Consider the following 25,931-nt stretch of genomic DNA (forward strand, 5'->3'; position numbering starts at 1 on the left):
TGTGCGGGGGGGGGGGGGCGTGCCCCCGGGGGCGCGCGCAGCCCTCAATTTTTTGGGGGGGGCGCCCCCCCCCGGGGCCCCCCCCCCCCCCCGCCACAGGTTATTGATTGCTCGCTCTATCTCTTATCTGAACAGCACTGCGGCATGCCGGGGCTTTTTGATGGTGGCGCGGTGGTCAGTAGCCGCCGCCACTGGAATGGGAAGGCTCCCTGGCTTTTTGCTGTGCGCGACTCCATTCTGCACAGGTCATGAAGCTGGTGTGGTCGACCTTGCCCCGGCTGTCGAAGCTGACGTTGTATGGCTGCTGTTGGCCAGACTGGGTCAGCCGGTAATCAAAACAGGTGCCGGGTTCAACGCTGCGGTCCGTGATCGACAGCGGCGGGCCGCCGATTTGCTGGACTTGCTCCTTGCTCATGCCGGTTTCGACTTTGGCCACCAGCGGTTGATTGCGGAAGACTTGAGAGTCGGTATTGCAGCCACTCAACGCCGTCAGCAGTACGACCAGCGTGCACAGGGGGCTGTTCATGGCAGCGCTCCGCTCAGTTTGTCCGGGTGGTTCGACTGATGGCCCGGGCTTTGACTTCTTCGGCGTAACCGGCCAATCGTCCTTCATCGCTCTGGAAGACATCGCAAAGCCTGAGGGCGGCCTGCGCGTCTACATCATTGCCGGCCTGACGCAACTGTTCGGCGATGCGCAGCAGTTCGACGGCGGACCATCTGAGGTCCGACGCAACGCTCTGCAAGTCGCGGCGAAGTTCTTGTTCCGACTCGTTAAGCCACATGATGACCTCCTGAATGTCTGCGCTAGGAAATTTTAGACCCATTTCCCGGCCCGGGCGTTGTGTTCGTCTGATACTGCGCGGCTTCCTTTGGTCGGGAAGTTTGCGCGAACGGGAAAATTCGCGGTCGTATTGAGGTATCGATTTTCCGGCTGGGGGGACCTTCAAATGACGACGACCGATGACTTCAGGGCGCAGGCACACGCGCTGATCGCCGACCTGGACGCGGCTACCAGCGAAATGATGAGTCTGATTTCCGCGCATCAGCTCAGCGGGCCGGAATGGGAGCGGGTCACGCGATGGCAGCATGAGGCCTATGAGCGGTGGATGACCTATCTCAATACGCGTTCCTATCCCGGCACCACGGATGACCCTGCCAACTGCTGAGATTTTTTTTCAGGAACGGATGTAAGAAATGGATGTAAGGACCGCGACACGCTACATTTCACGTTTTCAGATTAAGGGCACTTTGAATGCAGAGTCGGATGTTGATGGGGGGAGCCGTGTTGGCGTTACTGGCGGGTTGCTCGTTGCCGGCTTCATTGGTTCCAGGCGAGCCGAATGTCAGCAAATACAGTACGAAAGTGCCGAAAGAAGTGGCAGCGTGTGTGTTGCCGGCGTGGCAGAAAGAAGTATCCCATACCACCCAGACCTCGATTTCCAACGGCTACAGGATTACCGCGCCCAGCATCGTCACCGCCGATGAAATTCTGGACATCGTGAAGTACAAGGATGGCAGCCGCGTGTCGCTTTATCAGGGGCCGCCTTGGGCAAAGTCAGGCGCACTGCAAAAGGCAATGCGTGACTGTCTGTAGGGTTCAGCTTGAAATATCAGTGATCTGGATGAGCTGATCGTCGCTGGCTTGGGCACTGCTGGTGCCTTTCTTTTCCCGACGATCATTCATCCAGCTGTCTACCTGCGCATCGACGCGAGGACGGTGGTCTGGACGACCGGTGTGCGTGCCAGTTCGCTGACCGAACAGATCCCCGCCGAACGCGATCACCTCGGCCGCCTGCACGTCGATGCCCACTTGAAAGTCATTGGCCAGGACGACATCTACGCGACTGGTGACGTCGCTTATGCGGCCTCCGACGACATCGGCAACCACGCCTTGATGACCTGCCAGCACGCCATTGTCCTGGGTCGCCATGCCGGTCATAACGTCGCCGCGCAGATCCTCGGCGTGGACCCGACACCGTACAGCCAGCCGAAATACGTGACCTGCCTGGACCTGGGCGCCTGGGGTGCGGTTTACACCGAAGGTTGGGATCGTCAGGTCAAGCTGATCAAGCAGGAAGGCAAGTCGCTCAAAACCCAGATCAATACGCTGTGGATCTATCCGCCAGCGGCAGACCGCGCCATAGCATGGGCGGCAGCGGACCCACTGATCCCGATTGCCTGAGTCCGGGCAAGACAAAGTTAAGGTGCTTTCTACCTTAGCCTTAAAAAATGTCAGGATATTTAGAGGGTTAGAACGTTTAGTAACTGCATGGTTAATTAAAATATCTTGTTACACGGCGAAATATTCCGTAATATCCGCGCCGCGTTCACCACCACGGTTTATGCATTTTTAAATCCCAGGCGTCCATCAGCTGCCTGGGATTTTTTTTTGCCTGCAATTCAGCCTCCCCCCTCGCTTAAGCAGGTGGAGTTGAGTTGTCATGCACGATATCTGGAGCCGGCTTGTCGGCTCCTGCAGGTTTATCTCGCAAATGAACCCAGATCGATCACGCAGGGCCGATATGCCTTAGCGCGAAATGATCCCGTGGTCGATCGCGTATTTGACCAGCGCCGCGGGCTTGTCGATGTTGAGCTTGCGACGGATGCTCAGGCGATGGGTTTCCACCGTGCGCACGCTGATGTCCAGCGCTCGCGCCATTTCCTTGTTGTTCAGGCCCTGGGCCATTTTGTACAGCACCTGGCTTTCTCGGGGGGTCAGCTCATTGTCAGTGTTTTTATCGGCGATGAGCCGCTGGGCAATCTCGGCGCTGTAGAAGGTGCCGCCGCTGGTGATGGCCTCGATGGCGGCGATGATCTCCCGTGACGGCGCGTTTTTCAGCACGTAGCCGCTGGCGCCGGAGCGCACCGACTCACTCACGTACTCATAGTTATCGTACATGCTCAGCACCAGCACCTTGAGTGCAGGGTGCTGGCTGCGCAGGACGCGGGTCAGTTCAAGGCCGTTCATGTCCCGCAGGCTGATATCGACCAGCAACAGGTCCGGCTGACAGCGCCCGACCATCTCGATGGCCTCGGCGCCGCTCTCGGCTTCTCCCACCACTTCCAGGGGCGCCATCACGGCCAGCAGCGCCTTGATCCCGTCACGGACCAGGGAGTGATCGTCAACCAGGGCGACGCGGATCGGGGAGGGCAGGGTCATCGTAGGCATTCACTCATGTTGTTCTTGGGCACGGTCAGCGTTGGCTGCCTGAGGGTTTCATGGGAAGCAGAACGTCCAGCGAGCTTTTTCCCGGCATCGAAATCAACTCGACGCGGCCGCCAAAATGTTCGACCCGTTCGCGGATATTACGCAAGCCAATGCCCGCGTGACGACGCTCGACCTGAGCGACGTTGAAACCGACGCCGTCATCGACCACGGTCAGGCGCACGTTTTCTTCAGAGCCATGCAAGGTGATGGAGACGTTTTTGGCCTGGGCGTGGCGTTCGATGTTGGTCAGGCCTTCCTGCACGATACGAAACAGCGAAACGGCGGCGCCATCGACTAACTGGCAGTCGAATTCGTTGTCGTTGTAAGTCACCGTCAGCCCGCTGCGCTGCTCGAATTCGGCGGCCAGTTGGCCAATGGCGGCCGGCAGGCCCAGGGTGTCGAGCAAGGACGAGCGCAGGTCGTGGGAGAGGCTGCGCACTTCGCCAATCGCTTCGCCCAGGCGTTCGGTGGCGTCTCTCAAGATGCCCAGGCCCTTGTCCTGTCCGTTTTCCAGAACATGGCTGGCCAGTTCGAACTGAAACTTGATCGACACCAGCACCTGACTGATGCCGTCATGCAGTTCGCGGGAAACCCGTGATCGTTCTTCTTCCTGCAGGCTGACAATGCGCTGGGTCAGGCGCTGCAGTTTTTTATCCGCCAGACGATGCTCGCTGACATTGAGGGTCATGCCGGTGGCGAACACGAACAACACCGCCACCAGTGCCACCACGGCAATCGCCATCATGGTTTTGCGGATGCCCTGGGCGACTTCGGCGCGGGCCTGCTGGGTGGCGCGTTCGACGTCTTCGAGGTAGATGCCGGTGCCGAGCATCCAGCCCCAACGGTCGAGCATCACCACATAAGCGAGCTTGTCGGTCACCTGTCCTGACGAGGGTTTGTTCCAGGCGTAGCGTTGAAAGCCTTCGCCCGATTGCGCGCTTTTGAGCAACGCCTGGATCACCGGCAAACCGTGGGGGTCTTTCATGTCCCACAGGTATTTGCCCACCAGCTCCGACTGCCGCGCGTGCATCAGGCTGCGGCCCTCGTGGTCATAGACGAAGAAGTAGCCGTTGATGCCAAAGCTCAGCTTGCGCAGTTCTTCGAGCACCTGTTGCTGGGCATGCGCGTCCCCGTGACCGTCGTCGTACAGCGGCGCGATCAGACTTTGCGCCATTTCCACGTAGTTTTTCAGTTCGGCCCGCTTGCTTGCCAGAATGCTGTCTTCGATCAGCTGCGCCTGTTGGTCACCCAGTTGGCGATTGAGGGAAATCACCAGCGCGCAGATGACGGCGATGGCCAGCACCAGCGGCAGAATTCCGAGCGCGACGATTTTGTGTTTGAGCTGCATCTTGACTCCTGCCCCCGCGAAGGCTCGGGATCATATGCCAAACAGGCACCTTGTAGGAGATAGCCAAAGGTCCGCTGGTCGATGCAGATCTCCTGCTCGCGATGGTCCTCAACGATGACGCGGGTTGTCTGAATGCCCGCGTTGCCCTGACGTCCATCGCGAGCAGGCTCGCTCCTACAGGGGATTGGCGGTCGTCTACGTAGAACTACGTAGAAATCGCATACGTAGTAACGCGGATTTATTTGTGGACGGCATGCGCGGATATTGGGCCAGCTCCGCAATGCGGACACAATTATAAAAATTACCGCCGCAGTCCACCGGCTGTCGGCAGGAGACATTCTATGCCCCGTCTGGCTAAACACCTCGCCTGGTTTGCCGTGGCTGTCCTGGGAGCGATTGCGCTGAGTGTCGTGGCCCTGCGCCGCGGCGAAGCGATCAACGCCCTGTGGATCGTCGTCGCAGCCGTCGCTATCTATCTGGTTGCCTACCGTTACTACAGCCTGTTCATCGCCAATAAAGTGATGCAGCTCGACCCCAATCGAGCCACACCGGCTGTGCTCAACAACGATGGTCTGGACTACGTACCGACCAACAAACACGTGCTCTTCGGTCACCACTTCGCGGCCATCGCCGGCGCGGGTCCGCTGGTCGGTCCGGTGTTGGCGGCGCAAATGGGCTACCTGCCCGGCACGCTGTGGCTGATCGCCGGCGTGGTGCTGGCTGGCGCCGTGCAGGACTTCATGGTCCTGTTCATGTCCACCCGCCGCAATGGCCGCTCCCTGGGCGACATGGTCCGTGAAGAAATGGGCCGCATTCCCGGAACCATCGCGCTGTTCGGCTGCTTCCTGATCATGATCATCATCCTCGCGGTGCTGGCGCTGATCGTGGTCAAGGCCCTGGCGGATAGCCCGTGGGGCATGTTCACGGTGATGGCGACCATCCCGATCGCGATGTTCATGGGCATCTACATGCGCTACATCCGTCCGGGCCGCATCGGTGAAATCTCGGTGATCGGCGTGGTGCTGTTGCTGGGTTCGATCTGGCTGGGCGGGCAGATTGCCGCCGATCCGGCGTGGGCCAAGGTCTTTACCTTCACCGGTATCCAGATCACCTGGATGCTGATTGGCTACGGCTTCGTCGCGGCCGTTCTGCCGGTATGGCTGATCCTGGCGCCACGGGATTATCTGTCGACCTTCCTCAAGATCGGCACCATCGTCGCCCTGGCCATCGGCATCCTGGTGACCATGCCCGAGCTGAAAATGCCGGCGCTGACCCAGTTCATCGACGGCACCGGGCCGGTGTGGAAGGGCGGGCTGTTCCCGTTCCTGTTCATCACCATCGCCTGTGGCGCGGTGTCCGGTTTCCACGCGCTGATCGCTTCGGGCACCACGCCGAAGCTGCTCGCCAGTGAAGGTCATGCCCGTTACATCGGTTACGGCGGCATGCTGATGGAATCCTTCGTCGCCATCATGGCCATGGTCGCCGCCTCGGTGATCGATCCAGGCGTGTATTTCGCCATGAACAGCCCGGCCGCCGTGGTCGGTGCCGATGCCGTGAGCGTCGCGCAAACCGTCAGTAGCTGGGGCTTCGCCATCACCCCGGACGCCCTGCAAGCGGTTGCCAGGGACATCGGTGAAACCACCATCCTGGCCCGTGCCGGTGGTGCGCCGACCCTGGCGGTCGGTATCGCGCAGATCCTGCACCACGTGCTGCCGGGTGAAAACACCATGGCGTTCTGGTACCACTTCGCGATCCTGTTCGAAGCCCTGTTCATCCTGACGGCGGTCGACGCCGGTACCCGTGCCGGGCGGTTCATGCTGCAGGACCTGCTGGGTTCCTTCGTGCCGGCGCTGCGCCGTACCGACTCCTGGACCGCCAACCTGATCGCGACCGCCGGGTGCGTGGCGATGTGGGGTTACCTGCTGTACCAGGGCGTGATCGATCCACTGGGTGGCATCAACACCTTGTGGCCGCTGTTCGGCATCTCCAACCAGATGCTGGCCGGTATCGCGCTGATGCTTGGCACCGTCGTGCTGATCAAGATGAAGCGCCAGCGCTACGTCTGGGTCACGCTGTTGCCTGCGGTGTGGTTGCTGATCTGCACCACCACCGCCGGTTTCATCAAGCTGTTCGACGCCAACCCGGCGATCGGCTTCCTGTCGCTGGCGAAAAAATACAGCGATGCGCTGGCCAACGGTCAGGTGCTGGCTCCGGCCAAGAACATTGACCAGATGCAGCATGTGATATTCAACGCCTACACCAACGCCACACTGACCGCGCTGTTCCTGTTCGTGGTGTTCAGCATCCTGTTCTTTGCGCTCAAGGTCGGTGTCGCGGCCTGGGGTACAAAAGAGCGTACGGACAAAGAAGCGCCATTCCAGGCCCTGCCGGAGGCGTAAACGAGGATTGCACCATGTTCAATGACCTGAGTCGCCTTGGTAAATACCTCGGTCAGGCCGCACGCCTGATGGTCGGCATGCCCGACTACGACAACTACGTCGAGCACATGCAAAACAAACACCCGGACCAACCGGTGATGGACTACGAGGCGTTCTTCCGCGAACGCCAGGAAGCCCGTTACGGCAGCAAGGCTGGACCGAAGTGTTGTTGAGCGAATGAAAAACCGGCCGCTCAGGCCGGTTGAACGAGAAGGTCAGCCTGACCAGCAAGCCCTGCATGTTTGCGCGTGCAGGGCTTTTTTCGTTTCACTCGGCAGGCTGTGCCGGACGGGTTGCCTTTGAACTGATCCGCCTTTTTCCACCCCATCTGGTGCTTCCCGGCGCAATCGGCTTGCCGCTACAGTCAAGCGCGCAACGTCAGGGGAGATCAGCTCATGTACAGCTCGCTGGCAATACCGGGCAGCGCCCGGCAGTTTCATGATCGGATCTATGCCGGCGAGATCATTCGCGTCACTGAGTTGCCAGCCATGTCAGCGCTGGTGGCATTGACCCGAGCGTTGCTGGAAGACGCGCTGCATCCCTGGGCGCCGCAGGAGATCCATCGTTATCTGTGCCACCGCGAGCAGACGCTACGTTTTGCCCAATGTCAGAGCGCTTTCGCCGGCGCGACCGAGATCCGCCAGCGTTGGCAGGCCGTGCTGGAAAGCCTGGGGATGGCCGCCGATGCCCTGGCCTGTGACCGTTTGCACCTGCGTTTTCAGCCCCACCGAGAACCCCGGCAATCGACGCCGCGCGCCCGAACCACGGCTACCATCGCCTTTCACCGCGATACCTGGGGCTCCAATCTCTATGCGCAAACCAACTGGTGGGCGCCGATTTATCCGATCACGGCGGGGCGGACTTTTGCCTTGTATCCGCACCTGTGGCAGCGATCGCTGCGCAATTCCAGCGCCGATTTCGATATGCGGGCGATCCTTGATCGCTCCCATCGCGACGGTCGTAATGCAGTGGATGCCGACGAGGCCATCCCGCATCTGCTGGAAGCCATTGACCCGCAGCAGGGGATTGCCGTTGAACTCGCACCGGGGAGCCTGATTGCTTTTTCCGGGGCGCATGCCCATGCCGGCGTGGGTAACTGCACCGGATTGACGCGCATTTCGTTTGAAACCCGCTCCCTGCTGATCGACGACGTACGGGCCGGGGTGGGCGCGCCCAACGTTGACGGTCACGCGCCGTGGCGCACGCCAGGGCTGTTTCGTCGAGTGAGCGATCGTAAACGCCTGGACGAAATCCTTGGTTGCGGGTTCATCGAACCCTGTTCACTGGCAGAAATCCGCTAGTTTTGGATAGCCGTTTGTCGGGCGTATCGGTATGCTCCCCCGCACTGTCCGAATGCCAAAGATAAACAACCACAGTGATGCCATGAGCCAATCAGAATCGCGTGCGAATGTTTTAGCGCTGTACCCGGAAGACACTCGGGAGGCGGCGGCTTTGCTCAAGCAGGCCGTGCCCCTGATGGTCCGCCACAACATTCCGCCCAATCCTGTGCATTACGCACTCTGGTACACCTACAGCAAGGGCCAGGACCCGGAGCTCAATCGCCACCTGGACCGGGTGCTCAGAGACTTCGACTACTTTCCGCCGGAATCCGCCACCAAGCTGTTTCGCGAGTACATCATCCGTGACGAACTGGAGGATGCCCGCGCCGAGCAGCAGCAGGTCATCAGCCTGGTCGATGGCATGGAGCGGGACGTCTCGCGCAGCGTAAAGGGCAATCTGACGTTTCAGAACCGTCTTGGCCAGTGCATGGAGATGCTCGAAGAACCGGTCGACGCGCGTCTGCCGGACATCTTGAGCGAATTGCAGCAGAGCACCCGGCTGATGCAGAGCCAGCAGGAACACTTCCTCGCCCAGTTGCAGTCGGCGCAAAGCGAAATCAAAAGCCTGCGCGACAAACTGGAGCGTGCGCAACGGGCCGCGACAATGGATGGCCTGACCGAACTGCTCAACCGTTCGGCCTTCACACGCTTGCTCGAACAGGCACTGGGCAAGGCTTCCCGGGGCGTGGCCCTGGTCATGCTGGATATCGACCATTTCAAGCAATTCAACGATCTGTACGGCCATCCGCTGGGCGACCGGGTGCTTCAGCACGTGGGCCAGGTACTGCGCGGTGCGCTTCCAGCCAACGGGTTTGCCGCCCGCTATGGCGGTGAGGAATTCTGCGTGGTGCTCGAACAATGCGCCGATCTCACCGCGGCCAAGGCCTACGCCGAGCAGCTGCGACTGAAAGTCCAGGCATTGCGGATCAAGGCGCGCGGCACCGACACCGTGCTCGATACCATTACCGCGTCCTTCGGGGTCGCCTTCGCTGAGCCCGGTGACACCCTGGAAAGCCTGCTGACCCGCGCCGATGACGGGCTGTACCAGGCCAAGCGCAATGGGCGCAACCAGGTGCAAGCCATGGAAAAGAACCGGCATTCGAGCAGTGACCCCCTGAATGCCGGGTCATGATTGACGCTTACTGGCCGTCCACGCTACGCGGAACGCCCAGGGGATTGCTCTCGCGCAGGGCCTCGGGCAACAGCGCATCGGGAAAGCCCTGATACGACACCGGGCGCAAGAAGCGCTCGATAGACGTCATGCCCACCGAGGTGAAGCGGCTGTCCGAGGACGCCGGAAACGGTCCGCCATGGATGGTGGCGAAGGACACCTCCTGCGGATGGGCAAAGGCATTGACCACAATCCGCCCGGTGCGCCGCTCCAGTACCGGCAACAAACGTTGCGCCAGTCCCAGATCACCCGCTTCAAGGTGCATGGCCGCGCTGAGCTGACCGCGAAGCGCCCGTGCGACCGCCAGCATTTCCGCCTCATCCCTGACCTTGACCAGCAGCGCCGCCGGCCCGAACACTTCGTGGGCCAGTGCGGTCTCGCTGAGGAAACGCTGGCCGTCGACTTCCAGCAACGCGGATTGACCGTCCAGGTCGCCATGGGCGGCCAGGCCTGCGGCCACCTGTGTGGCGCCGACACTTTGCAAGTGATCCAGACCGCTGACGTAGGCGGCGTGAATCCCCGGCGTCAGCATCGGACGTGCTGCCGCCTCGGTGACGCGCTTGATCATGCCGGCGCGCAAGGCGGTAAAGCCTGGCCCTTCGATGGCGATCAGGATGGCCGGTTTGAGGCAGGCCTGGCCGACATTGACCAACATGCGTTCGGCAAAACCGTCACCGATTGACGCACCCCGTTCGGCCAGCGCCAGGGGCAGGATGAAGGTGGGGTTGACGCTGGTCATCTCGGTAAACACCGGAATCGGTTCCGGGCGCAGTTGCGCACGCCGATAGAGCGCCATGCCACCCTGTTCCGAGCCGGTGAAGGTCACGGCCTTGATCAACGGATGGTCGACCAGGGCTTCGCCAATTGAATTGCCGCTGCCGCGCACCATCGAGAACACCCCTTCAGGCAAACCACTGTCCTGCACCGCTTGGCGAATGGCCCGGGCCTGAATTTCCGAGGCGCCTGGATGGGCGTTATGGGCCTTGAGCACCACCGTTGCGCCCGCCGCCAGGGCCGAGGCGGTGTCGCCGCCGGCCACTGAATAACTGATGGGGAAGTTGCTCGCGCCGAAGATCGCCACCGGGCCGATGGCGATTTTCTGCAAGCGATGATCCATGCGGGGGCGTGGCTGACGCTCAGGCTGTGCCGGATCGATGGCCAGTTGCAGGAAACGTCCTTTGCGCACGACAGCGGCGAACTGGCGGAACTGGGTGGCGGCCTTTGCGGCTTCACCTTGCAGTTGCGCCTCGGGCAGGCCGGTTTCCAGCGATGCCCGTGCCGCCAGCGCTGTGCTGGCCGCGTCGAGATTGTCGGCGATGCGTTCCAGGAAGGCCGAACGCTCGGCGAGCGAAGTATGGCTGTAGGCGTCAAACGCCTCGTCGGCCAGGATTGCGGCCTGGTCCACTTGCGCGACGCCGCCCAGGGCGAAATCCGGCTCGATGAACTGGTTGGTCGCGGGGTTGAGCGCCTTCAGGGTCCCTTCGGTGGCAGGGATTTCATGGGCGCCGATCAGCAGGTTTCCGGTCAGTTTCATGGTGTGCGCCTCACTGCGCCAGAGTGGCGATGAGTTCATCTGTCGTGACAATCGCGTGGGCGAAAGTCGGGCCGTTCAGTTCGTGGGCGGCGTGCATCATTTCCGGCTTGAATGCCGCGGTGGCATCTCGCACCAGGGTGACGTGGTAGCCGAGTTCCTGGGCGTACCGGGCGGTGGCCTCGATGCAGGTATTGGCCAGCAGACCGACGATGATCACGTGGGTGATGCCCCGTTGCTTGAGGCGAAAATCCAGGTCGGTGTTGGCAAAACCGCTCGAGCCCCAGTGCTCGGAAATCACGACGTCACCGGCTTTCGGCGCGAAATCCGGGTGCCATTCCCCGCCCCATTCACCGCGGGCGAAGTGGTGCATGTGCTGGATCTTGCATTGGGACGGGCTTGGGTGATCCCAGTTTTCGTAGTCGCCTTTTTCCCAGCGACGGTGCGGTACGATAACCACCGGAATGTCGAGGCCACGGACCGTGCGATCGAGGGCGCGCAGGTTATCGAGAAGGCCGACTTGCTCGGCGATCGGCTTGATCAACGGGAAGACTTTGCCGCCCTCGGACAGAAAGTCGTTGTAAGGATCGACCAGCAGGTAAGCGGTCCGATCAAGGGGGTAGGCAGTGTTTGACATGACGGATTTTCCTCGCATGTAGGTGGAGCTGTGCATTGGGCTTGCTGTGGCACGGTGTAGATATGATAATCATAGTAAGTATGAAAGAGGCAAGACCGTATGGCGGTTAAACAGAATAGTCCTGAAACCTTGTGCCCGATTTCACGGGCCGAGTCAGTCGTCGGAGATCGCTGGACCGTGCTGGTATTGCGCGAATTGTTCATGCGCAGCCATCGATTCGACGAGATCCAGGCGCAGACCGGAGGCACCCCGCAGATGGTCGCGGCACGCCTGAAAAGCCTGGAGACCGACGGGCTGATCGAGCGTCGGGCCTACAGTGAGCGGCCGCTGCGCCATGAGTACCACCTCACGGAAAAAGGCCAGGCCTTTTACCCGGTGATTCTCGCCCTGCGTGCCTGGGGCGAAACCTGGTGCAAGTCAGAAGGGGAGACGTTGGCCGTGCGTTATACCCACCAGACCTGCGGTCAGCCGGCCGGCCTGGGGCCGCTGTGTGAGCATTGCGGCGAGCTGTTGCGCCGCGAAGAACTGATCAGCGAGCCGAGTGCCGCCTATGCCCTGGAGCGACAGGCGCGGCGTGATGCGTTCAAGGGCCATCGCGCAACGCCCGAAGCGGTGGGCGACAAGGCCGGGTAAGCACCGGCGCTGCAGATGACTATTGCTTCTGGCAATAGTGATCATCATTGATCTCAAGTTCTGTTGTTGGCGGTAAACAAGGAAAATCCCGCGCATCCAACATGCTTTCCAAGGAACTTGCGCGATGAAAATGTTGACCCGGCAGGCGCTTGTCGCATCCTTGCTGTTGTCGGGCTGTGCTTCAGCCCCGAACGACCCGACGCTGACCTTGCAGACCCGCAAGGCTCCCGCCGACTACGCCCATTGCGTGCTGCCGAAACTGCAGGATGGCTCGCTGAAAACCACCGTGACCGAGACTCAGCGCAGCTACCGGATTGTCGTGTCCAGCAAAGTCGCGGCGGACGATGTGCTCGAGGCCTACAAGGACAAGGCTTCCAATGGTGGCAAAGTGTTTTTGTATGAGCGTGCGTTTTTGGCGTCGACCTTCGGGCCTTCGCGGCTTGAACGCGCCGCGCAGGAATGCCTTTGAACGACATCCCGGTCGTTCGGATTCCATGACCTCGGCGCGCTCTGCCCGGCGCGTCTGAGCGCAGTGATCGGCCAGACTTTTCAGGCCTTTTTTTCTTGCTGAGCAGTTGTTCATTTAGGTTGCATCAGCCCCTCGCGCCTCGATATAGTGGCCTAATAATATCAACTATAAATCACTTGCCAGCAGGGCTGCTGCACTCTCATTTTTGCGCGGGCTGTGCTGGCTGACGTATCGCTCCTTCGAGAATGCTCAATGCCTAATCGCTCACTGCACTTCAAGCTGTTCTGGACGGCGCTGACCGGAACCGTCGTCGTCATGGCGCTGCTCCTGGGTTCCATTGCCTATATCGCCTATGGCTCATCCATCAAGGAAACCTTTGCCCTGGTCGACACCATCGTCAAGGCCAATGCCAAGGAAGTGGAAGTCGAACTCGGCGCCGGTTTTACCGTGGCCGAATCCCTGGCCAGTGTCGCCACCGCGATGCAGCAACAGCAGGTCGACCGCAAGACGGCCGATGCCATGACCCGCCAATTGTTCGAGGCCAATCCGAACTTGCTGGGGCTTGGGCAGTACTGGGAAGCGAACGCATTCGACGGCAAGGACAGCGACTACGCCAACCAGCCGAATCACGATGCCAGTGGTCGCTACCTGACGTACTGGAACCGTGCCGGTGGCACGCTCAAGTCCGAGGTGTTGACCGGTTACACCCCGGAAAACGCCGACAACCAGTATTACTACCGACCGCTGCATACCCGCCAGCCGTGGGCTTCCGAACCGTTCGCCTACAGCACTGGCAGTGGCCAGTCGGTGATGATGGTGTCGATCATGGTGCCGCTGTTGCAGGGCGGCAAAGCCCTGGGGGTGGCGGGGGTCGATATCCCGCTGGAAAGAATCAACCACCAGCTCTCGACCATCGATGCATTCAAAGGCTACGGCGCGCTGGTTTCCAGCGACGGCCTGTACGCCAGCCACCCCGATGCCAGGCGCTTGAGCAAACCGGCGGATGAATTGCCGGCCGCAGCCAGGGACGCCATCAAGGCGGGCCAACCCTACAGCTTCCAGCGCGATGGCTGGGGCTATGTGCTGCAACCGGTGCACATCGGCAAGGCGCCGAACAATTGGGCGCTGATGGTCGCGTACCCGCTCGCCGAAGCCATGGCCGGGATCAATCATTTCCTCTACACCGCCGTGGTTATCGGTCTGGTGGCGCTGCTGGTCCTGGCCATCGTGCTGTGGCATTTGCTGGCGTGGCAGATTCGTCCGTTGTCGGGTTTGACCGTCGGAATCCAGGCCTGGGAAGGCGAGCTGGGTCTGCGTTTCGAACAACGCAGCGGCGATGAAACCGGCAAACTGGCCGGCGCGTTCAACCAGTTCATCCAGCGCCTGGGGGATCTGGTGGGGTCGATTCGCCATAGCAGCACCACGCTGATGCAGATCTCCAATCACCTGGGCGATACCACCCAGGCCGTCGCCGAGCGGGCGACTTCCCAGCACACGGCGACCGAGGAAATGGCCAGCGGTGTCACGGCGCTGGCGCATTCGGTGACCGAGATGTCCCAGCAAGCCGAGGACGTGGAGCAACTGGCGCGCAACACCGAGGTATTGACCAAGCATATTTCCGGGGACATGAGCCAGACCCTGGCCGGCATCACCCACATCGACCAGACCATGGACGTGGTGGCCGGCGCGGTGGGTGATCTGGAAAAACGCTCGCAACAGATCGCCGGGATCATCGCGGTGATCCGCAGCATTGCCGATCAGACCAACCTGTTGGCACTGAACGCGGCGATTGAAGCGGCGCGGGCAGGGGAGCAGGGACGTGGCTTTGCCGTGGTGGCCGACGAAGTGCGGCAACTGGCGGAACGGACCAGCCGTTCGACCGGTGAAATCGGCGAGATGATTGGTGCCATCGGTTCGGACGTGCGCAACACCGTGGCCAACGTCCAGCAGGTCGGCGAGGCCGTGCGTCAAGGCGTCACGCAATTGACGACCTCGGCCCAGGGTGTCGATCAGATCCGCCAGCACGCCCAGGACATTCTGACGCGCATCAGCGAAGTGGCACGTCAGACTCAAAGCCAGGCCGCCACCGGCGAGCAACTGTCCGTTGCCATCCAGGGCGTCAGCCGCATCTCCGAGCAGAACGATCATGCGATTCGCAGCTTGCTTGAACAGTCAGTGCAATTGCGCGATCAGGCCGGCTCCCTGAGTCAGCAACTGACGCAATTCAGGGATTGAAATACGGGGTTCGCTCCCAGCGGACCCTAACCATTCACCGGCAACTCCACCCTCGCCAGCAATCCTCCACCCTCGCGATTGCTCAACGACAGTTCCCCGCCCTGTTCGCGAACGATCGCACGGGCAGCCGAGAGCCCCAGGCCAACCCCGCCGGTGTCTCGGTTGCGCGAGGTTTCGAGGCGGAAGAACGGATCGAATACCCGTTGCAAGGCCGCGTCGGGGATACCCGGCCCCCTGTCGCTGACGTCGATGCACACCGAATCGTCGTCCCGGCTCAGTGTGGCGCGCGGGCGCTGCCCGTACTTCACGGCATTTTCCAGCAAGTTGACGATCACCCGCTTGATCCCCAGCGGCCGGCCGACATACACCAGGTGCGCCGGTCCGGTGAAACCGATGGCGATGCCCTGGTCGCGGTAGTCGTCGATGATGGTTTGCAGCAGCTCCGACAGATCGAACGCGGTGGATTGCTCCAGGTGAGTGTCATCGCGGAAAAACGCCAGGGCGGCGTTGATCATCGATTGCATCTCTTCGACATCGCGAATCAGTTTGCGTTGATGGTCCAGATCTTCCATGAATTCGCTGCGCAAGCGCATCCGGGTCAGCGGGGCGCGCAAGTCATGGGAGATGGCCGCGAGCATGTGCGTGCGTTCGCCGATGAAATGCTGGATCTGCGCCTGCATGGTGTTGAACGCGATGATGGCCTGGCGTATCTCGTGGGGGCCTTCGATGTTGATCGGCGGTGCGCTCAGGTCGCCGCCAAAGCGCCTCGCGGCGCTGGCGAAGCGCTGGAGTGGATTGGCCAGTTGGCGCGTGGCAATCCAGGCGACCAGCAAGGTGGCGACCAGCCCCAAAGCGATGATCACCGCAATCCGCGTACCGGTGTTCAGGCCCCAGCTGCGTTCGGGGGGCGTGAACGACAGCCAGCTGCCATCGCCCAGATGCACCAGTGCGACATAACGCGCCTGCGAACTGTCCTTCGGCCAGTCATCGGGGTGGAACACTTCCATCCCTCGGTCATCACCGAGCAATTGCTGCAGCACCGGCACCTTGCCGGCTTCGACCTGCGCGCCTCGGGCAGGCAGATCGAAGGAATCGCGGTTCGCGCTCCACGAGACATCCAGCATCGGGTTGCTCGCCGCGTTCGCCAACTGTGGGCGCAGCGGCGCCGGTGCCGCCTCGATCACTCGCGTGGTCGCGGCAATCTGTTCCAGCAGACCGGTCCGTTCGATCGGCGGACGCGCCCAGGTGCCCGCGACCTGGACGAACAGGGCATTGAGGGTTAGCGAAGCCAGCATTGCGGCGACTATGGTCAGGGCAATCCGGCGCCTGAGGGTGTCGCGGTGCAAGATCCGGAAGATCATGAGCGGTTGACCTTGGCCGTGAACATATAACCCCCATTGCGTACGGTACGGATCAGATCCGGGCGCTTGCTGTCCGGTTCGATCTTGCGTCGCAGCCGGCTGACCTGCACATCGATGCTGCGGTCGAAGGCCTCGTGGCCCTGGCCGTGCGTCAGGTCGATCAGTTGCTCGCGGGTGAGGATGCGCTGCGGGTGCTCGAGGAACACCACCAGCAAGTCGAATTCACCGCCGGACAGCGGAATCATCACGTCTTCGGGCGAGCGCAGCTCGCGGCAGGTGATGTCCAGGTGCCAACCGGCGAAGGCAATCACCGGCCTCGATGGTTCGCTGCGGTGGCTTTTCTGTTCGCCTGCGCGACGTTGCAGGGCGCGTACGCGAGCCAGCAATTCCTGGGGCGCGAAAGGCTTGGTGAGGTAGTCGTCGGCCCCCAGTTCCAGGCCGACGATGCGATCGCTCAGCTCGGCCATGGCCGTCAGCATGATGATCGGGACGCCCATCTGCGCCCGCACTTTCTGACACAGGCTCAGGCCACCCTCACCGGGCAGCATCAGGTCGAGGATGATGGTGTCCGGTCGCCCGCGCGCGATCGCCGCCCACATGGCCTGGCCATCCGCGGCGACGTCCACCTCATAGCCATGCTGAACGAAGAATTTCTTCAGCAAGGACAGAATTTCCGCATCATCGTCGACGATCAGCAGTTTGCTCACGTTCACAGGATCCATGGGCCAAAAAAAGAAGGCATCTAAAACCATTTCGATGCCGGGGTCATTTATTTCAATCGAGCAATATTTCTTCCCGTCGGACATCAATCGGACATCGTCGGGCAAAAAACCTCGGGCACCCTGCGAGCATTCCATTCCAGAGGGGGGCTTCCATGAAGGTTACGAACAGCAGCTATAGCGCCGAGGGCGACGACGCCACGCGTTCCCTGATCCTCACCCAGCGCAGCACCGCACCGGGACACGATACGTCGATCCTTTTCCAGCAGACGTGCCTGGAGCTGGCAAGCGATCAGAGCCAGATCATCATGCGCCGCTACTTCGAGCGTTACAGCCCGACCAGTGACCACTGGGTGGAGTACATCCACAGCGTTTCGACTGCCGAGTTCATCCACTGGATCATGACCCAGGGCCGGCTGCGCATCGAGTGCTCGGAAAATACCCCGCAAACCCGCGTCCACGCCTGAACGGCGCGGACCATCAAGCCGTACAAGGAATATCGCATTGATGAAAAGCAAGCACTCGCTGCCGTTGTTGCTGGCCGCCACCCTGGGCCTGTCGGCCTGCAGCAGCAAAAAAGTCGAACCCGAGATGTATTCGGGGTTTTTGAACGACTACAGCGTGCTGACGGAGCGCCAGTCGCCCTCGGGGCAGACTGTCCTCAGCTGGGTCAGCCCCGCCTTGGCGAAAGGCCGGTACACCCAGGTCTACCTGGCGCCGAGCCAGTTTTACCCGCGGTCGCAACCGACCGAGCGGATCCCGCAAAGTACCCTCTCCGAGGTGACCCGATACTACGATGCCGCCCTCAGGCACGAACTGGAAAAGGTGGTACCCGTGGTCTCGCAACCGGGACCGAATACGCTGGTGGTGAAGCCTGCCATTACCCTGGTCGCCAGCAGCACCCAGGGCTTGCGGTTTTATGAATGGCTGCCGGTCACCCTGGTCGCGGCCGGGGTGAGCACCGCCACCGGCATCCGCGATCAGGACAGCCAGATCGCCACCGAAGTGTCATTCGAGGATGGTGTGACCGGGTTTGTCGTGGCTGAGGTGGTCCGCAAGGGCACAGGCGTGCCACTGGACGACGACAAGCAGGTCATGACCGCCGACAACCTCAAGGCCGTGCTCGATGGTTGGGCCAGCGACCTGCGTCAATCTTACGTTGCGGTTGGCCGGTAAACCCGGGCGGATGTCTGCTGTTGGCTGAGCGTTCGCCCCGTCACAGCCGTGCTGTTTGTCGGTCCGCCACGGCCAGATTCACGCGCGCGAGGGCGAGGCGAACCATGGTCGTGGTCGCCGGAATTTGAAATGCACGGCATAGCTCGACAGAATGCGTCCCGACCCGGCCACAGGTGCCGGACGTTTGTGCTGAAAAGGGGTTGCCGTTGAACGAACAGACATTGTCCATGCGCCTGGAACGCGTGGCCGCGCAGGTACCGGCCGGTGCGCGCCTGGCCGACATCGGCTCGGATCACGGCTACCTGCCGGTGGCGTTGATGCGCCGTGGCGTCATCACGGCGGCGGTGGCCGGCGAGGTGGCACTGACGCCGTTCTGTTCGGCCGAACGCACGGTGCGCGAGAGCGGCCTGGAGCAACGGATCACCGTGCGCCTGGCCGATGGCCTGGCGGCGATCGAGCCCGGAGACCGGATCACGGCAATCAGTCTCTGCGGCATGGGCGGCGAGACGATCCGCGACATCCTCGACAGTGGCAAGGCGCGTCTGAATGGCCAGGAGCGCCTGATCCTGCAACCCAATGGCGGCGAGCAACCATTGCGTGAATGGCTGATGAACCATGATTACCGCATCCTGTACGAGGAAGTGTTGCGGGAAAACCGCTTTGACTACGAAATCATCGTCGCCGAGCGCGACGGGCCGGTGATGTATAGCGCCGAGGAGCTGTACTTTGGCCCGCTGCAGATGCAGGCCCGCAGCCCGGCGTTCCTGCTCAAGTGGCAGCGCCTGCTGCGCCTCAAGCACAAGACCCTGGAACACGTCGCCCGGGCGGGCCAGTCGGTGCCCGAGGAAAAGGTGCGGGACATCGCCCGACAGGCCCGGTGGATCAGCGAATTGCTCGATGGAACGCAGTGCCTGACGTGATTGGGCACCCCATCGGCTTCACCGGTCGGGTGCCCAATCAGGCAGGTTTTTCTAGCGTTTGATCAGGGAAATCTTCGTTCCTTCAATGCTGACCCCGGCCATTAAACCTTGCTGGTTGAAGATGAACGCATAGGCATCGTCCTTCAGCGTCGAGCTGGACAGGTTCTTCGCCGCCCCTTCGTCAACGACCACCACGGTCGGGCCTACACCGATTTCCCAGCCCTTGGTTTCAGTGACATATTTCAGGGCTTTGTCGGTCATCAGAAAAACCGCATAGCCATAGGATTGTGCGCCCGCCTGTAGCCCCCACGAGCCGCCGACGGAGTTGTAGTAATCCACGACTTTCGAGCCTTTCATTAACACGCCTTCGCCATAGCTGCCGCCGAACACCAGGCCTGCCTTGATGATTTTCGGGAAGACCAGCACTGCCTTGGCGTTGTGCGACATGGTTTCAGCTAACGGATGGGACTTGTACAGCGATTGCAAGGCTTGCCGGGAGTCGGCGTTGAGATCTTCGGCGGTGGCCGCTCCTGCAGTGTTCAGAAAACTCGCCGAGGCTAATGAGGCTGTCACCAGGACCATCGACAGGAAGAAACGCATAGATTGAGTCATTTCCTTACTCCGAAAAGGGAGCAATGGACGGGAGCAGCGGCCAGCCCCTGCCTCAGACAGGAACAGCACCCACTGAAAGTATCCGGCGCACCCTAAAGTGTGTGAATTGCAAGCGTCGCGGCTGAGCGTAGCAGGGGCCCAGGCCTTGACCAGTCGCGATGCCATCACTTGTTGTGACCACCGTACAGGGGCCGGGTTCGTCGTTAACCGGCACTTTCGTGCGATTGCGGGCTCAGCCTTCAACTATTTAAGGGGGGAGGCGTGAAAAAAAGGCCATTGGAAGGGTGTAGAGCAACCACTTTTTAACAAAGTATGAACAATTGCTGTGATTTATTAGTACGGCGGTTCGAGTTTCACCAACCCCCCGATTGACCCTGGCCAGTGAGTTCCTGATTGAAAGGCACAATGACCCCGTCGCTGTCTGCGAAACGCTTGCTACTCCGAAGAATTGTGCACTGCGCAGGCATCGTCGCCATGCCTTTGCTGGCGTGGGGCGGTTATTGGCTGTACACGCCGCCACCGCCCTTTGTTCCGGTGTCAGGTCTGGAGCCTTCCACTGTGTCGATGATTGCGCTGGGCGATCAGGGCAGCGCCAACATGCAGCAGTGGCGCGTAGGGCAAGCGATGGAAAAGGTCGCGGCCAGGGAAGGGCGCCTGGACATGGTCGTGCTGCTGGGCGACAACTTCTACGGCAGGCCATTGACCAGTACCCGCGACCTGAGCTGGCAAACCCGATTCGAAAAGGTGTACTCGGGGCAATGGCTCAGTCACGTGCCGTTCTACGCGGTGCTGGGCAATCACGATTACCCGGTGTCACAACCGTTTGAAATCGAATACGGCCAACAACACGTGGGTTCGGGACGCTGGCAAATGCCGATGAACTTCTACACCAGGGATTTCGGCAGCGTCGATGGACGTCCCTTGGTGCGAATGGTGTTCCTCGACACTGCTGCGCCACGTGAAAGCCTGCAACAGCAGATCGACTGGATCGACCAGGCGTTCCAGGCACCCGGCCCGGCTCCGGTGTGGCGAATCGCAGCGTCCCATCATCCGGTGCGCAATCAGGGCGGTCATGGTGAAGAGTCGGATCTGGTCACCCGGCTCCTGCCTGTGTTGCAACGCAACAAGGTCGATATGCTCCTGTCGGGACATGATCACAATCAGCAACTGCTGCTGCGTGCCGGGGAACCCGCGTGGGTCATCTCCGGCGGTGGGGGCCAGACGCTCGACACCCTGAGTATCTCCCCGGAAGACAGTGCGTTCGCTGCCTCGCGGGCAGGCTTTGCCAAGCTCGACCTGAAAGCCGATCAGCTGCGGCTGGCGTATTACAACGATCAGGGTGAACTGGAGTCCGACTATCGGTGGGCCAGAAACTGCCCGTGGATGGCCAAGGGCTGTTTGCTTCCAGGCACCGATCCAAAAAATATCGCCCAGTCGGACCATTGACGGGCGGTTTCGCAGCGATGAAGGCCGGAGCGTCGCCGGCCAGATGTTTGAAAAGTGACATCAGGCCTGAGGGGGCTGTGTATCGCTGTGTATCCGAACCCGGTGTACGCAGACTGGCTTACAAATGCCCCTCGATCCTGATACATCCGGGATACACGGTTGCCGTCAAATAGCCCTGCCTTAGCGAGAAAGCAGAACGCTCTCGCACAACGGCTTATCGCCCTGGTGGCAATGACCCAAGCGGCTTGGCCGCACACCGTACCCGGAGAATCACCATGTCCCGTATGTCGAACAAATCCCGTATTGGCCTGATCGCTGTTGCACTGGCCGGCAGCCTGAACCTCGCATCGTCCGCCTTTGCCGCTGAAGCGTTGCCGCAAGGCTACCAAGTCGCTGCGGCGCAAAAGAGCGGCGAAGGCAAGTGTGGCGAAGGTAAATGTGGTGCCAGCGAAACCGGCGCCAAAGTGACCAAGGCCGGCGAAGGCAAATGCGGTGAAGGCAAGTGCGGTGACGCCTCCTTCGCGCGCACCGACACCGATCACGACGGCCGCGTGTCGCTCAAGGAACTGCTGGCCGTTGCGCCGAACGGTGGTGAAGAGTTCAAGGCGATGGACACCAACCACGACGGATACCTCTCCGAGGCCGAGGTCTACAAGTACCGTACAAACCAGTACGTCTCCAATGGCAAGAAAGTGCCGACCGAACTGTTCACCAAAATGAGCCAGGCCCGGGACTGATTTCATCGCGCCGTTTCAACCTCCCCGGGGTCGCCCCGAGGGAGGTTTTCTGGTTTGCAGGTAGGAGCTTTTGCAGGGGCTGGCTTGTCGGGTCGCCGCATTGCAGCGATGGTCGTCAACGATAACGCGTGTGACCTGGATATACGCGGCGTACTGGAGTCCATCGCCAGCAGGCTGGCTCCTACAAGTATTGCGTGAACTATGCTGTCCGATAGCCGCAACGCAGCGAAGGCGATCTTGTCAGTGGCGCAAGGCTCACAGACCCGATCACCGGCTAGGGAGATTTTTTCAGGCGGTAGGCCAGCGCGGGTCGGGTCATCCCCAGCAGGCGTGCCGCCTCCGAGACGTTTTGCTGGCTGCGTTCCATGGCCGCCTGAATCAACGCATCTTCCACGCCATCCAGGCCAATACCGCTATCGATGATGGTGTCGATCCAGTCCTGGCCACTGGCGGGCGTTGATTTGACCAGGCGTCCATCGCTGGCCAGGCCAATGCTTTCAGCCAGTTGCGGTGAATGCGGGAAGAGGGCGTCGACGGTGATGCTCTGGTTCTCATCGGTGATGATCACGCCGCGCTCCATCAGGTTTTCCAGCTCGCGGATATTGCCGGGCCAGTCGTAGTGCAGGCACACCTGCAGCGCCCGGTCCGACAGGCCCAGGGTTTTTTTCTTGTAGCTGGCGTGCAGTTTTTCCAGGAAGTGTTCGATCAGCAGCGGGATGTCTTCGCGGCGTTCGCGCAAGGCCGGAATGCGCACCGGAAACACATTCAGACGGTAGAACAGGTCTGCCCGGAAACGCCCTTGCTTGACCGCGTTTTCCAGGTCTTCGTGGGTCGCGGTGATGACCCGCACGTCGACCTTGCGGGTCTGCGAGTCGCCGACTCGCTCCAGTTCCTCTTCCTGCAAGACCCGCAGCAGCGTGGCTTGCGCGCGCGGGGTCAACTCGACGATTTCATCGAGGAACAACGAACCGCCATTGGCCCGCTCGAAACGGCCCATGCGCGATTGCTGGGCACCGGTGTAGGCGCCTTTTTCCACGCCGAACAGCTCCGCTTCGATCAGGTCTGGCGGGATGGCGGCGCAGTTCAGCGCGACAAAGGGCCCGCCGGCCCGTTCGCTGCGCAGGTGCAGGCTCCGGGCGATCACTTCCTTGCCCACGCCGGTCTCGCCCAGCAGCAATACCGAGGCCTTGCCCAAGGCAACCTTGTCGATCAGTGCACAGGTTCTGCGGTACACCGCCGACTGGCCGATGCCGTAGAACTTGCCGGCCTCGATCTGCAAGCGCTGGCGCATATTGGCCACTTGCACCTGCAGCGCTTGCAGTTCATCAATGATCGGGTCGCTCTGAAAGTAGCGCATGACCTCTTCGGCGTCGTCCCACTGTTCGGCGGGCTTGCCGATGATCCGGCAGTGCGCGTCGCCGCAACCGCGGCAACTGACCTCCTTGTAGATGATCTGCCGACCGAGGAAAAACGAGCTGTAGCTGATGGCATAACCGAGCAGCATCCAGCACACCGGCTGATCGGAGTGGAGGTTTTCGGTCTGGCAGTTTTCCACTTCGAAGGAGTCCTGCCATTCGATATCGGCATAAAACTGGCCGTTTTCCAGATCAATGTCGATGGTCTGCGGGCGCACGTTGACCATGCCCTTGAGCGAGTGCAGTTGCGGGCCGGTGAAGAACATTTCCACATCACTGCCCTGGGGCCGCAACTTGCGCGCCAGTTCAGCGTCCTTGAGCCCGGACTGATAGCCCAGGCGCATGAAAAATCCCTTGGCGCGCTCGACGCCGAGCATCTCGATCAACTCGCGTCTGCACGACGCCATCATCGACACCTGGATCAACAACATGCGTTGTTCATCCAGCCAGATTTTCCCTTCGCTTCCGAGAAATCGAACCTGGTCGCTCAGATCCTTGAGCGACGGCGGGTGCTGGGAAGCCTTGTACGTGGTGATCATTCAGTGCGCCCCTGATTTGTAGTTATTGGGGTGGTGATGCGTTCCGCTCAGGCTATTGGCGGATTGTTCCAGGCATCGTAGCGACCTTGGTTTTTCAGGCAAGGCAAGGTCGTTTTTTCTTTTTCTAAGCGGCCTGAAAGCGGACCAAAAGTCAATCGCCAGATGATTGCTCATTTGCTCGAAGGGGGCGGCGACGATTGATCAAATGATCAATTTGCCGCTGCCGAAGTCTTGCCCGGCAGCCGGTCTTGAACGCTGTTCGTTGGTGAGTGGTTGATGATAACTATTTGTTTTTAAACAAATAAAAAATCAATTTCGAGCGTTTTTTCGTCGCTGGCACCCTTGTTGCTCCGTACCCCGACCATAACAAGGGAGTACCCGAGCATGAGCCAACCTGGCAGTACCTTCGATCAGATGCCGCGTTACATCCGTGTACGCAGCGAGCCTGACGCCACCTTCGTCGAATTCGATTTCGCCATCGGTTTTCCCGACCTGTTCGTCGAGTTGGTGCTGCCGCGTCAGGCGTTCCGGCAGTTTTGCGAAAACAACCGGGTGCAGCACATGGACGCGCAGATGTCCGAGGCCCTCGACGCCGATGCGCAGAAGTGGCGCTACGGCGAAACCCGCGACGCTGAGCCGGTCGCCGACTATCCAACACAACAAAAACCACAGGAGTCCACTCCATGAGTGTCGAGATCAAGACGACGACCGTCGAGACGATCCGCAACACCTTCAGCCACACCCGTCGCCGCTTTGGCGACAAGGTGGCCAGCCGGTATCAGGAAGCCAGTTTCGACCTGGAGTCGGCGACCAATTTCCATTATCGGCCGCTGTGGCAGCCGGACAAGTTGCTCAACGACGCCACCCGCACGGCAGTGGTCATGGCCGACTGGTACGCCGTCAGCGACCCGCGCCAGTACTACTACGGTGCCTACGTCCAGGCCCGGGCCAAGATGCAGGAAAACGCCGAGCACGATTACGCGTTCTGCGAAAAGCGCGACATGCTCGCCGGCCTGTCCAGCACCCATGTCGAGCTGATCAGCAAGCTGTTGTTGCCGCTGCGCCACGCCGAGATGGGCGCCAACATGAACAACAGCAACATCGCCGCCGATGGCTTTGGCACCAGTGTGACGCAGATGCACATGTTCCAGGCCATGGACCGCCTGGGCATCGCCCAGTACCTGTCGCGCATCGGCCTGATGCTCGATGGCGGCGATGTCCAGCTGCTGGCCCAGGCCAAGCAGCAATGGCTGAACGACCCGGCATGGCAGGGCATGCGCCGCTACGTCGAAGACACCCTGGTGGTGCGCGACTGGTTCGAATTGACCGTGGCGCAAAACCTGGTCAGCGACGGCCTGGTGTACCCGCTGCTGTTCCACAAACTCGACGAACAACTGACGGCCAACGGCGCCGGCCAGGTCGGCATGCTGACCGAATTCATGCGCCTGTGGTTCGCCGAAAGCCAGCGCTGGGTCGATGCGCTGCTCAAGACCGTGGTCAACGAAAGCGCGGCCAACAAGGCGCTGGTGCAAGGCTGGATCGATCGCTGGAGCCCGCGCGTGGTCGAGGCGCTGCAAGCGCTGGCGGCCCTGGGACTCGATCAATCGGCGCTGGATGCGGTGTGCAGCGAATTCGACTCGCGCCTGAAAAAACTTGGCCTGACAGGAGCCCAAGCATGACTTCCCTCGTTTACATGAACCTGCAGGACACCGACTACGCGCGCTCGATCGTCGACGCCATCGTCCAGGACAACCCCCATGCCGAGGTCCAGCACCAGCCTTCGATGATCCGCATCGAGGCCCAGGGCCGGCTGGATATCCGCCGCGAGACGGTCGAGGCGCTGACCGGCAGCGTCTGGGACATCCAGGAAATGCTGATGTACGTGATCACCCTGGGCGGCAACGTCGTGGAAGAGGACGACAGTTTTTCCCTGTACTGGAACAGCTGATCCATCGTCGACAGCCGTTTGATCCATCACAAGAATTCGGGAGCGCCA

26 protein-coding genes and 3 pseudogenes are annotated in these 25,931 nt (G+C 61.0%); 19 read left to right on the forward strand and 10 right to left on the reverse strand.

Annotation, left to right across the window (positions count from 1 at the left end):
- Positions 1–175: 175 nt before the first annotated feature.
- The gene (osmE, locus tag ACVWYU_RS24990) at positions 176–526 is read right to left on the reverse strand and encodes an osmotically-inducible lipoprotein OsmE (protein ID WP_390955563.1); all 351 of its coding nucleotides are present in this window, start codon (positions 524–526) and stop codon (positions 176–178) included.
- 13 nt (positions 527–539) lie between these two features.
- Positions 540–782: a hypothetical protein gene (locus tag ACVWYU_RS24995; RefSeq protein WP_390955564.1), complete on the reverse strand. Its 243-nt coding sequence runs from the start codon at positions 780–782 to the stop codon at positions 540–542.
- Positions 783–947: 165 nt separating this feature from the next.
- Here ACVWYU_RS24995 and ACVWYU_RS25000 point away from each other — a divergent pair, with 165 nt between their 5' ends.
- The 3 genes and pseudogenes from ACVWYU_RS25000 to ACVWYU_RS25010 form a co-directional block, all read left to right on the forward strand.
- A complete protein-coding gene (locus tag ACVWYU_RS25000; RefSeq protein ID WP_090323265.1) occupies positions 948–1,166 on the forward strand; it encodes a hypothetical protein in 219 nt (72 codons plus the stop codon).
- Between the two features lie 86 nt (positions 1,167–1,252).
- Positions 1,253–1,594 carry a hypothetical protein gene (locus tag ACVWYU_RS25005; RefSeq protein ID WP_390955566.1) on the forward strand — a complete coding sequence of 114 codons (342 nt, stop codon included), beginning with the start codon at positions 1,253–1,255 and terminating at the stop codon, positions 1,592–1,594.
- 105 nt (positions 1,595–1,699) lie between these two features.
- Positions 1,700–2,182, forward strand: a pseudogene (locus tag ACVWYU_RS25010) (FAD-dependent oxidoreductase); the annotation flags it as partial.
- 345 nt (positions 2,183–2,527) lie between these two features.
- Here the strand turns inward: ACVWYU_RS25010 and ACVWYU_RS25015 are convergent.
- Positions 2,528–3,160, reverse strand: coding sequence for a response regulator (locus ACVWYU_RS25015; protein WP_457373945.1), 633 nt, complete (start codon positions 3,158–3,160; stop codon positions 2,528–2,530).
- A gap of 34 nt (positions 3,161–3,194) precedes the next feature.
- Positions 3,195–4,556 (reverse strand): cache domain-containing protein, encoded by a 1,362-nt coding sequence (locus ACVWYU_RS25020; protein WP_090323257.1) that lies wholly within the window; start codon positions 4,554–4,556, stop codon positions 3,195–3,197.
- 341 nt (positions 4,557–4,897) lie between these two features.
- Between ACVWYU_RS25020 and ACVWYU_RS25025 the strand changes: the two genes are divergently transcribed.
- The 4 genes from ACVWYU_RS25025 to ACVWYU_RS25040 all read left to right on the forward strand — a co-directional run bounded on the left by ACVWYU_RS25025 (position 4,898) and on the right by ACVWYU_RS25040 (position 9,466).
- Positions 4,898–6,955: a carbon starvation CstA family protein gene (locus ACVWYU_RS25025; RefSeq protein ID WP_247254984.1), complete on the forward strand. Its 2,058-nt coding sequence runs from the start codon at positions 4,898–4,900 to the stop codon at positions 6,953–6,955.
- Between the two features lie 14 nt (positions 6,956–6,969).
- Complete coding sequence (locus ACVWYU_RS25030) at positions 6,970–7,167, forward strand: YbdD/YjiX family protein (RefSeq protein WP_247254983.1); 198 nt, start codon at positions 6,970–6,972, stop codon at positions 7,165–7,167.
- A 222-nt stretch (positions 7,168–7,389) separates the two neighbouring features.
- Positions 7,390–8,295 carry a hypothetical protein gene (locus ACVWYU_RS25035; protein WP_457373946.1) on the forward strand — a complete coding sequence of 302 codons (906 nt, stop codon included), beginning with the start codon at positions 7,390–7,392 and terminating at the stop codon, positions 8,293–8,295.
- 82 nt (positions 8,296–8,377) lie between these two features.
- Complete coding sequence (locus tag ACVWYU_RS25040; RefSeq protein WP_457373947.1) at positions 8,378–9,466, forward strand: GGDEF domain-containing protein; 1,089 nt, start codon at positions 8,378–8,380, stop codon at positions 9,464–9,466.
- A gap of 7 nt (positions 9,467–9,473) precedes the next feature.
- Here ACVWYU_RS25040 and ACVWYU_RS25045 read toward each other — a convergent pair whose 3' ends face one another.
- A complete protein-coding gene (locus ACVWYU_RS25045; protein WP_457373948.1) occupies positions 9,474–11,039 on the reverse strand; it encodes an aldehyde dehydrogenase (NADP(+)) in 1,566 nt (521 codons plus the stop codon).
- A 10-nt stretch (positions 11,040–11,049) separates the two neighbouring features.
- Positions 11,050–11,673, reverse strand: coding sequence for an isochorismatase family cysteine hydrolase (locus ACVWYU_RS25050; RefSeq protein ID WP_457373949.1), 624 nt, complete (start codon positions 11,671–11,673; stop codon positions 11,050–11,052).
- 99 nt (positions 11,674–11,772) lie between these two features.
- Between ACVWYU_RS25050 and ACVWYU_RS25055 the strand changes: the two genes are divergently transcribed.
- The 4 genes and pseudogenes from ACVWYU_RS25055 to ACVWYU_RS25070 form a co-directional block, all read left to right on the forward strand.
- Entirely contained in the window at positions 11,773–12,306 is a 534-nt protein-coding gene (locus ACVWYU_RS25055; protein WP_457373950.1) for a winged helix-turn-helix transcriptional regulator, read from the forward strand.
- 124 nt (positions 12,307–12,430) lie between these two features.
- Complete coding sequence (locus ACVWYU_RS25060; RefSeq protein WP_247254979.1) at positions 12,431–12,775, forward strand: hypothetical protein; 345 nt, start codon at positions 12,431–12,433, stop codon at positions 12,773–12,775.
- A gap of 480 nt (positions 12,776–13,255) precedes the next feature.
- Positions 13,256–14,149 (forward strand): annotated as a pseudogene (locus tag ACVWYU_RS25065) (PDC sensor domain-containing protein); the annotation flags it as partial.
- 324 nt (positions 14,150–14,473) lie between these two features.
- Positions 14,474–15,010 (forward strand): annotated as a pseudogene (locus tag ACVWYU_RS25070) (methyl-accepting chemotaxis protein); the annotation flags it as partial.
- 26 nt (positions 15,011–15,036) lie between these two features.
- On the opposite strand, the gene ACVWYU_RS25075 reads toward ACVWYU_RS25070, so the two are convergent.
- Together ACVWYU_RS25075 and ACVWYU_RS25080 are read right to left on the reverse strand one after the other, a co-directional pair.
- On the reverse strand, positions 15,037–16,371 hold the full coding sequence (locus tag ACVWYU_RS25075; protein ID WP_247254973.1) for an ATP-binding protein: 1,335 nt from the start codon (positions 16,369–16,371) through the stop codon (positions 15,037–15,039).
- Positions 16,368–17,093 carry a response regulator gene (locus ACVWYU_RS25080; RefSeq protein WP_457373951.1) on the reverse strand — a complete coding sequence of 242 codons (726 nt, stop codon included), beginning with the start codon at positions 17,091–17,093 and terminating at the stop codon, positions 16,368–16,370. Before ACVWYU_RS25080 ends, ACVWYU_RS25075 begins: the two co-directional genes overlap by 4 nt.
- Before the next feature lie 152 nt (positions 17,094–17,245).
- Between ACVWYU_RS25080 and ACVWYU_RS25085 the strand changes: the two genes are divergently transcribed.
- From ACVWYU_RS25085 to ACVWYU_RS25095, 3 genes are all read left to right on the forward strand, one after another.
- A complete protein-coding gene (locus ACVWYU_RS25085) occupies positions 17,246–17,557 on the forward strand; it encodes a hypothetical protein (protein WP_457373952.1) in 312 nt (103 codons plus the stop codon).
- 40 nt (positions 17,558–17,597) lie between these two features.
- Positions 17,598–18,266 carry a DUF3313 domain-containing protein gene (locus tag ACVWYU_RS25090; RefSeq protein WP_457373953.1) on the forward strand — a complete coding sequence of 223 codons (669 nt, stop codon included), beginning with the start codon at positions 17,598–17,600 and terminating at the stop codon, positions 18,264–18,266.
- Between the two features lie 206 nt (positions 18,267–18,472).
- Entirely contained in the window at positions 18,473–19,186 is a 714-nt protein-coding gene (locus tag ACVWYU_RS25095; RefSeq protein WP_457373954.1) for a tRNA (adenine(22)-N(1))-methyltransferase, read from the forward strand.
- A gap of 51 nt (positions 19,187–19,237) precedes the next feature.
- On the opposite strand, the gene ACVWYU_RS25100 is transcribed toward ACVWYU_RS25095, so the two are convergent.
- Positions 19,238–19,798, reverse strand: a complete 561-nt coding sequence (locus ACVWYU_RS25100) for a lipid-binding SYLF domain-containing protein (RefSeq protein WP_090323235.1) — start codon at positions 19,796–19,798, stop codon at positions 19,238–19,240.
- 474 nt (positions 19,799–20,272) lie between these two features.
- Between ACVWYU_RS25100 and ACVWYU_RS25105 the strand changes: the two genes are divergently transcribed.
- Together ACVWYU_RS25105 and ACVWYU_RS25110 are read left to right on the forward strand one after the other, a co-directional pair.
- On the forward strand, positions 20,273–21,244 hold the full coding sequence (locus tag ACVWYU_RS25105) for a metallophosphoesterase (RefSeq protein WP_457373955.1): 972 nt from the start codon (positions 20,273–20,275) through the stop codon (positions 21,242–21,244).
- Positions 21,245–21,519: 275 nt separating this feature from the next.
- Entirely contained in the window at positions 21,520–21,981 is a 462-nt protein-coding gene (locus tag ACVWYU_RS25110) for an HvfA family oxazolone/thioamide-modified RiPP metallophore (protein ID WP_090323233.1), read from the forward strand.
- Positions 21,982–22,255: 274 nt separating this feature from the next.
- On the opposite strand, the gene ACVWYU_RS25115 is transcribed toward ACVWYU_RS25110, so the two are convergent.
- Entirely contained in the window at positions 22,256–23,935 is a 1,680-nt protein-coding gene (locus ACVWYU_RS25115) for a sigma-54-dependent Fis family transcriptional regulator (RefSeq protein ID WP_247254966.1), read from the reverse strand.
- Positions 23,936–24,319: 384 nt separating this feature from the next.
- Between ACVWYU_RS25115 and ACVWYU_RS25120 the strand changes: the two genes are divergently transcribed.
- Genes ACVWYU_RS25120 through ACVWYU_RS25130 form a run of 3 tightly spaced genes read left to right on the forward strand, consistent with a single transcriptional unit; the run spans position 24,320 to position 25,883 of the window.
- Positions 24,320–24,622: a phenol hydroxylase subunit gene (locus ACVWYU_RS25120; protein WP_247254965.1), complete on the forward strand. Its 303-nt coding sequence runs from the start codon at positions 24,320–24,322 to the stop codon at positions 24,620–24,622.
- On the forward strand, positions 24,619–25,614 hold the full coding sequence (locus tag ACVWYU_RS25125; RefSeq protein ID WP_457373956.1) for an aromatic/alkene monooxygenase hydroxylase subunit beta: 996 nt from the start codon (positions 24,619–24,621) through the stop codon (positions 25,612–25,614). The genes ACVWYU_RS25120 and ACVWYU_RS25125 overlap by 4 nt, the downstream gene beginning before the upstream one ends.
- Positions 25,611–25,883: an MmoB/DmpM family protein gene (locus ACVWYU_RS25130; protein ID WP_457373957.1), complete on the forward strand. Its 273-nt coding sequence runs from the start codon at positions 25,611–25,613 to the stop codon at positions 25,881–25,883. The genes ACVWYU_RS25125 and ACVWYU_RS25130 overlap by 4 nt, the downstream gene beginning before the upstream one ends.
- Positions 25,884–25,931: the final 48 nt, after the last annotated feature.

Source organism: Pseudomonas sp. TE12234, assembly GCF_054061835.1.

Bases quoted from the DNA above. Each gene is read 5' to 3' on its own strand.
- ACVWYU_RS25030 (WP_247254983.1), top strand. From the start codon at position 6,970: ATGTTCAATGACCTGAGTCGCCTTGGTAAATACCTCGGTCAGGCCGCA.
- ACVWYU_RS25085 (WP_457373952.1), top strand. From the start codon at position 17,246: ATGAAGGTTACGAACAGCAGCTATAGCGCCGAGGGCGACGACGCCACG.
- ACVWYU_RS25040 (WP_457373947.1), top strand. From the start codon at position 8,378: ATGAGCCAATCAGAATCGCGTGCGAATGTTTTAGCGCTGTACCCGGAA.
- ACVWYU_RS25130 (WP_457373957.1), top strand. From the start codon at position 25,611: ATGACTTCCCTCGTTTACATGAACCTGCAGGACACCGACTACGCGCGC.
- osmE (WP_390955563.1), bottom strand. From the start codon at position 526: ATGAACAGCCCCCTGTGCACGCTGGTCGTACTGCTGACGGCGTTGAGT.
- ACVWYU_RS24995 (WP_390955564.1), bottom strand. From the start codon at position 782: ATGTGGCTTAACGAGTCGGAACAAGAACTTCGCCGCGACTTGCAGAGC.
- ACVWYU_RS25045 (WP_457373948.1), bottom strand. From the start codon at position 11,039: ATGAAACTGACCGGAAACCTGCTGATCGGCGCCCATGAAATCCCTGCC.
- ACVWYU_RS25125 (WP_457373956.1), top strand. From the start codon at position 24,619: ATGAGTGTCGAGATCAAGACGACGACCGTCGAGACGATCCGCAACACC.
- ACVWYU_RS25025 (WP_247254984.1), top strand. From the start codon at position 4,898: ATGCCCCGTCTGGCTAAACACCTCGCCTGGTTTGCCGTGGCTGTCCTG.
- ACVWYU_RS25060 (WP_247254979.1), top strand. From the start codon at position 12,431: ATGAAAATGTTGACCCGGCAGGCGCTTGTCGCATCCTTGCTGTTGTCG.
- ACVWYU_RS25115 (WP_247254966.1), bottom strand. From the start codon at position 23,935: ATGATCACCACGTACAAGGCTTCCCAGCACCCGCCGTCGCTCAAGGAT.
- ACVWYU_RS25000 (WP_090323265.1), top strand. From the start codon at position 948: ATGACGACGACCGATGACTTCAGGGCGCAGGCACACGCGCTGATCGCC.
- ACVWYU_RS25105 (WP_457373955.1), top strand. From the start codon at position 20,273: ATGCCTTTGCTGGCGTGGGGCGGTTATTGGCTGTACACGCCGCCACCG.
- ACVWYU_RS25100 (WP_090323235.1), bottom strand. From the start codon at position 19,798: ATGACTCAATCTATGCGTTTCTTCCTGTCGATGGTCCTGGTGACAGCC.
- ACVWYU_RS25035 (WP_457373946.1), top strand. From the start codon at position 7,390: ATGTACAGCTCGCTGGCAATACCGGGCAGCGCCCGGCAGTTTCATGAT.
- ACVWYU_RS25055 (WP_457373950.1), top strand. From the start codon at position 11,773: ATGGCGGTTAAACAGAATAGTCCTGAAACCTTGTGCCCGATTTCACGG.
- ACVWYU_RS25020 (WP_090323257.1), bottom strand. From the start codon at position 4,556: ATGCAGCTCAAACACAAAATCGTCGCGCTCGGAATTCTGCCGCTGGTG.
- ACVWYU_RS25075 (WP_247254973.1), bottom strand. From the start codon at position 16,371: ATGATCTTCCGGATCTTGCACCGCGACACCCTCAGGCGCCGGATTGCC.
- ACVWYU_RS25110 (WP_090323233.1), top strand. From the start codon at position 21,520: ATGTCCCGTATGTCGAACAAATCCCGTATTGGCCTGATCGCTGTTGCA.
- ACVWYU_RS25015 (WP_457373945.1), bottom strand. From the start codon at position 3,160: ATGACCCTGCCCTCCCCGATCCGCGTCGCCCTGGTTGACGATCACTCC.
- ACVWYU_RS25090 (WP_457373953.1), top strand. From the start codon at position 17,598: ATGAAAAGCAAGCACTCGCTGCCGTTGTTGCTGGCCGCCACCCTGGGC.
- ACVWYU_RS25080 (WP_457373951.1), bottom strand. From the start codon at position 17,093: ATGGATCCTGTGAACGTGAGCAAACTGCTGATCGTCGACGATGATGCG.
- ACVWYU_RS25050 (WP_457373949.1), bottom strand. From the start codon at position 11,673: ATGTCAAACACTGCCTACCCCCTTGATCGGACCGCTTACCTGCTGGTC.
- ACVWYU_RS25005 (WP_390955566.1), top strand. From the start codon at position 1,253: ATGCAGAGTCGGATGTTGATGGGGGGAGCCGTGTTGGCGTTACTGGCG.
- ACVWYU_RS25120 (WP_247254965.1), top strand. From the start codon at position 24,320: ATGAGCCAACCTGGCAGTACCTTCGATCAGATGCCGCGTTACATCCGT.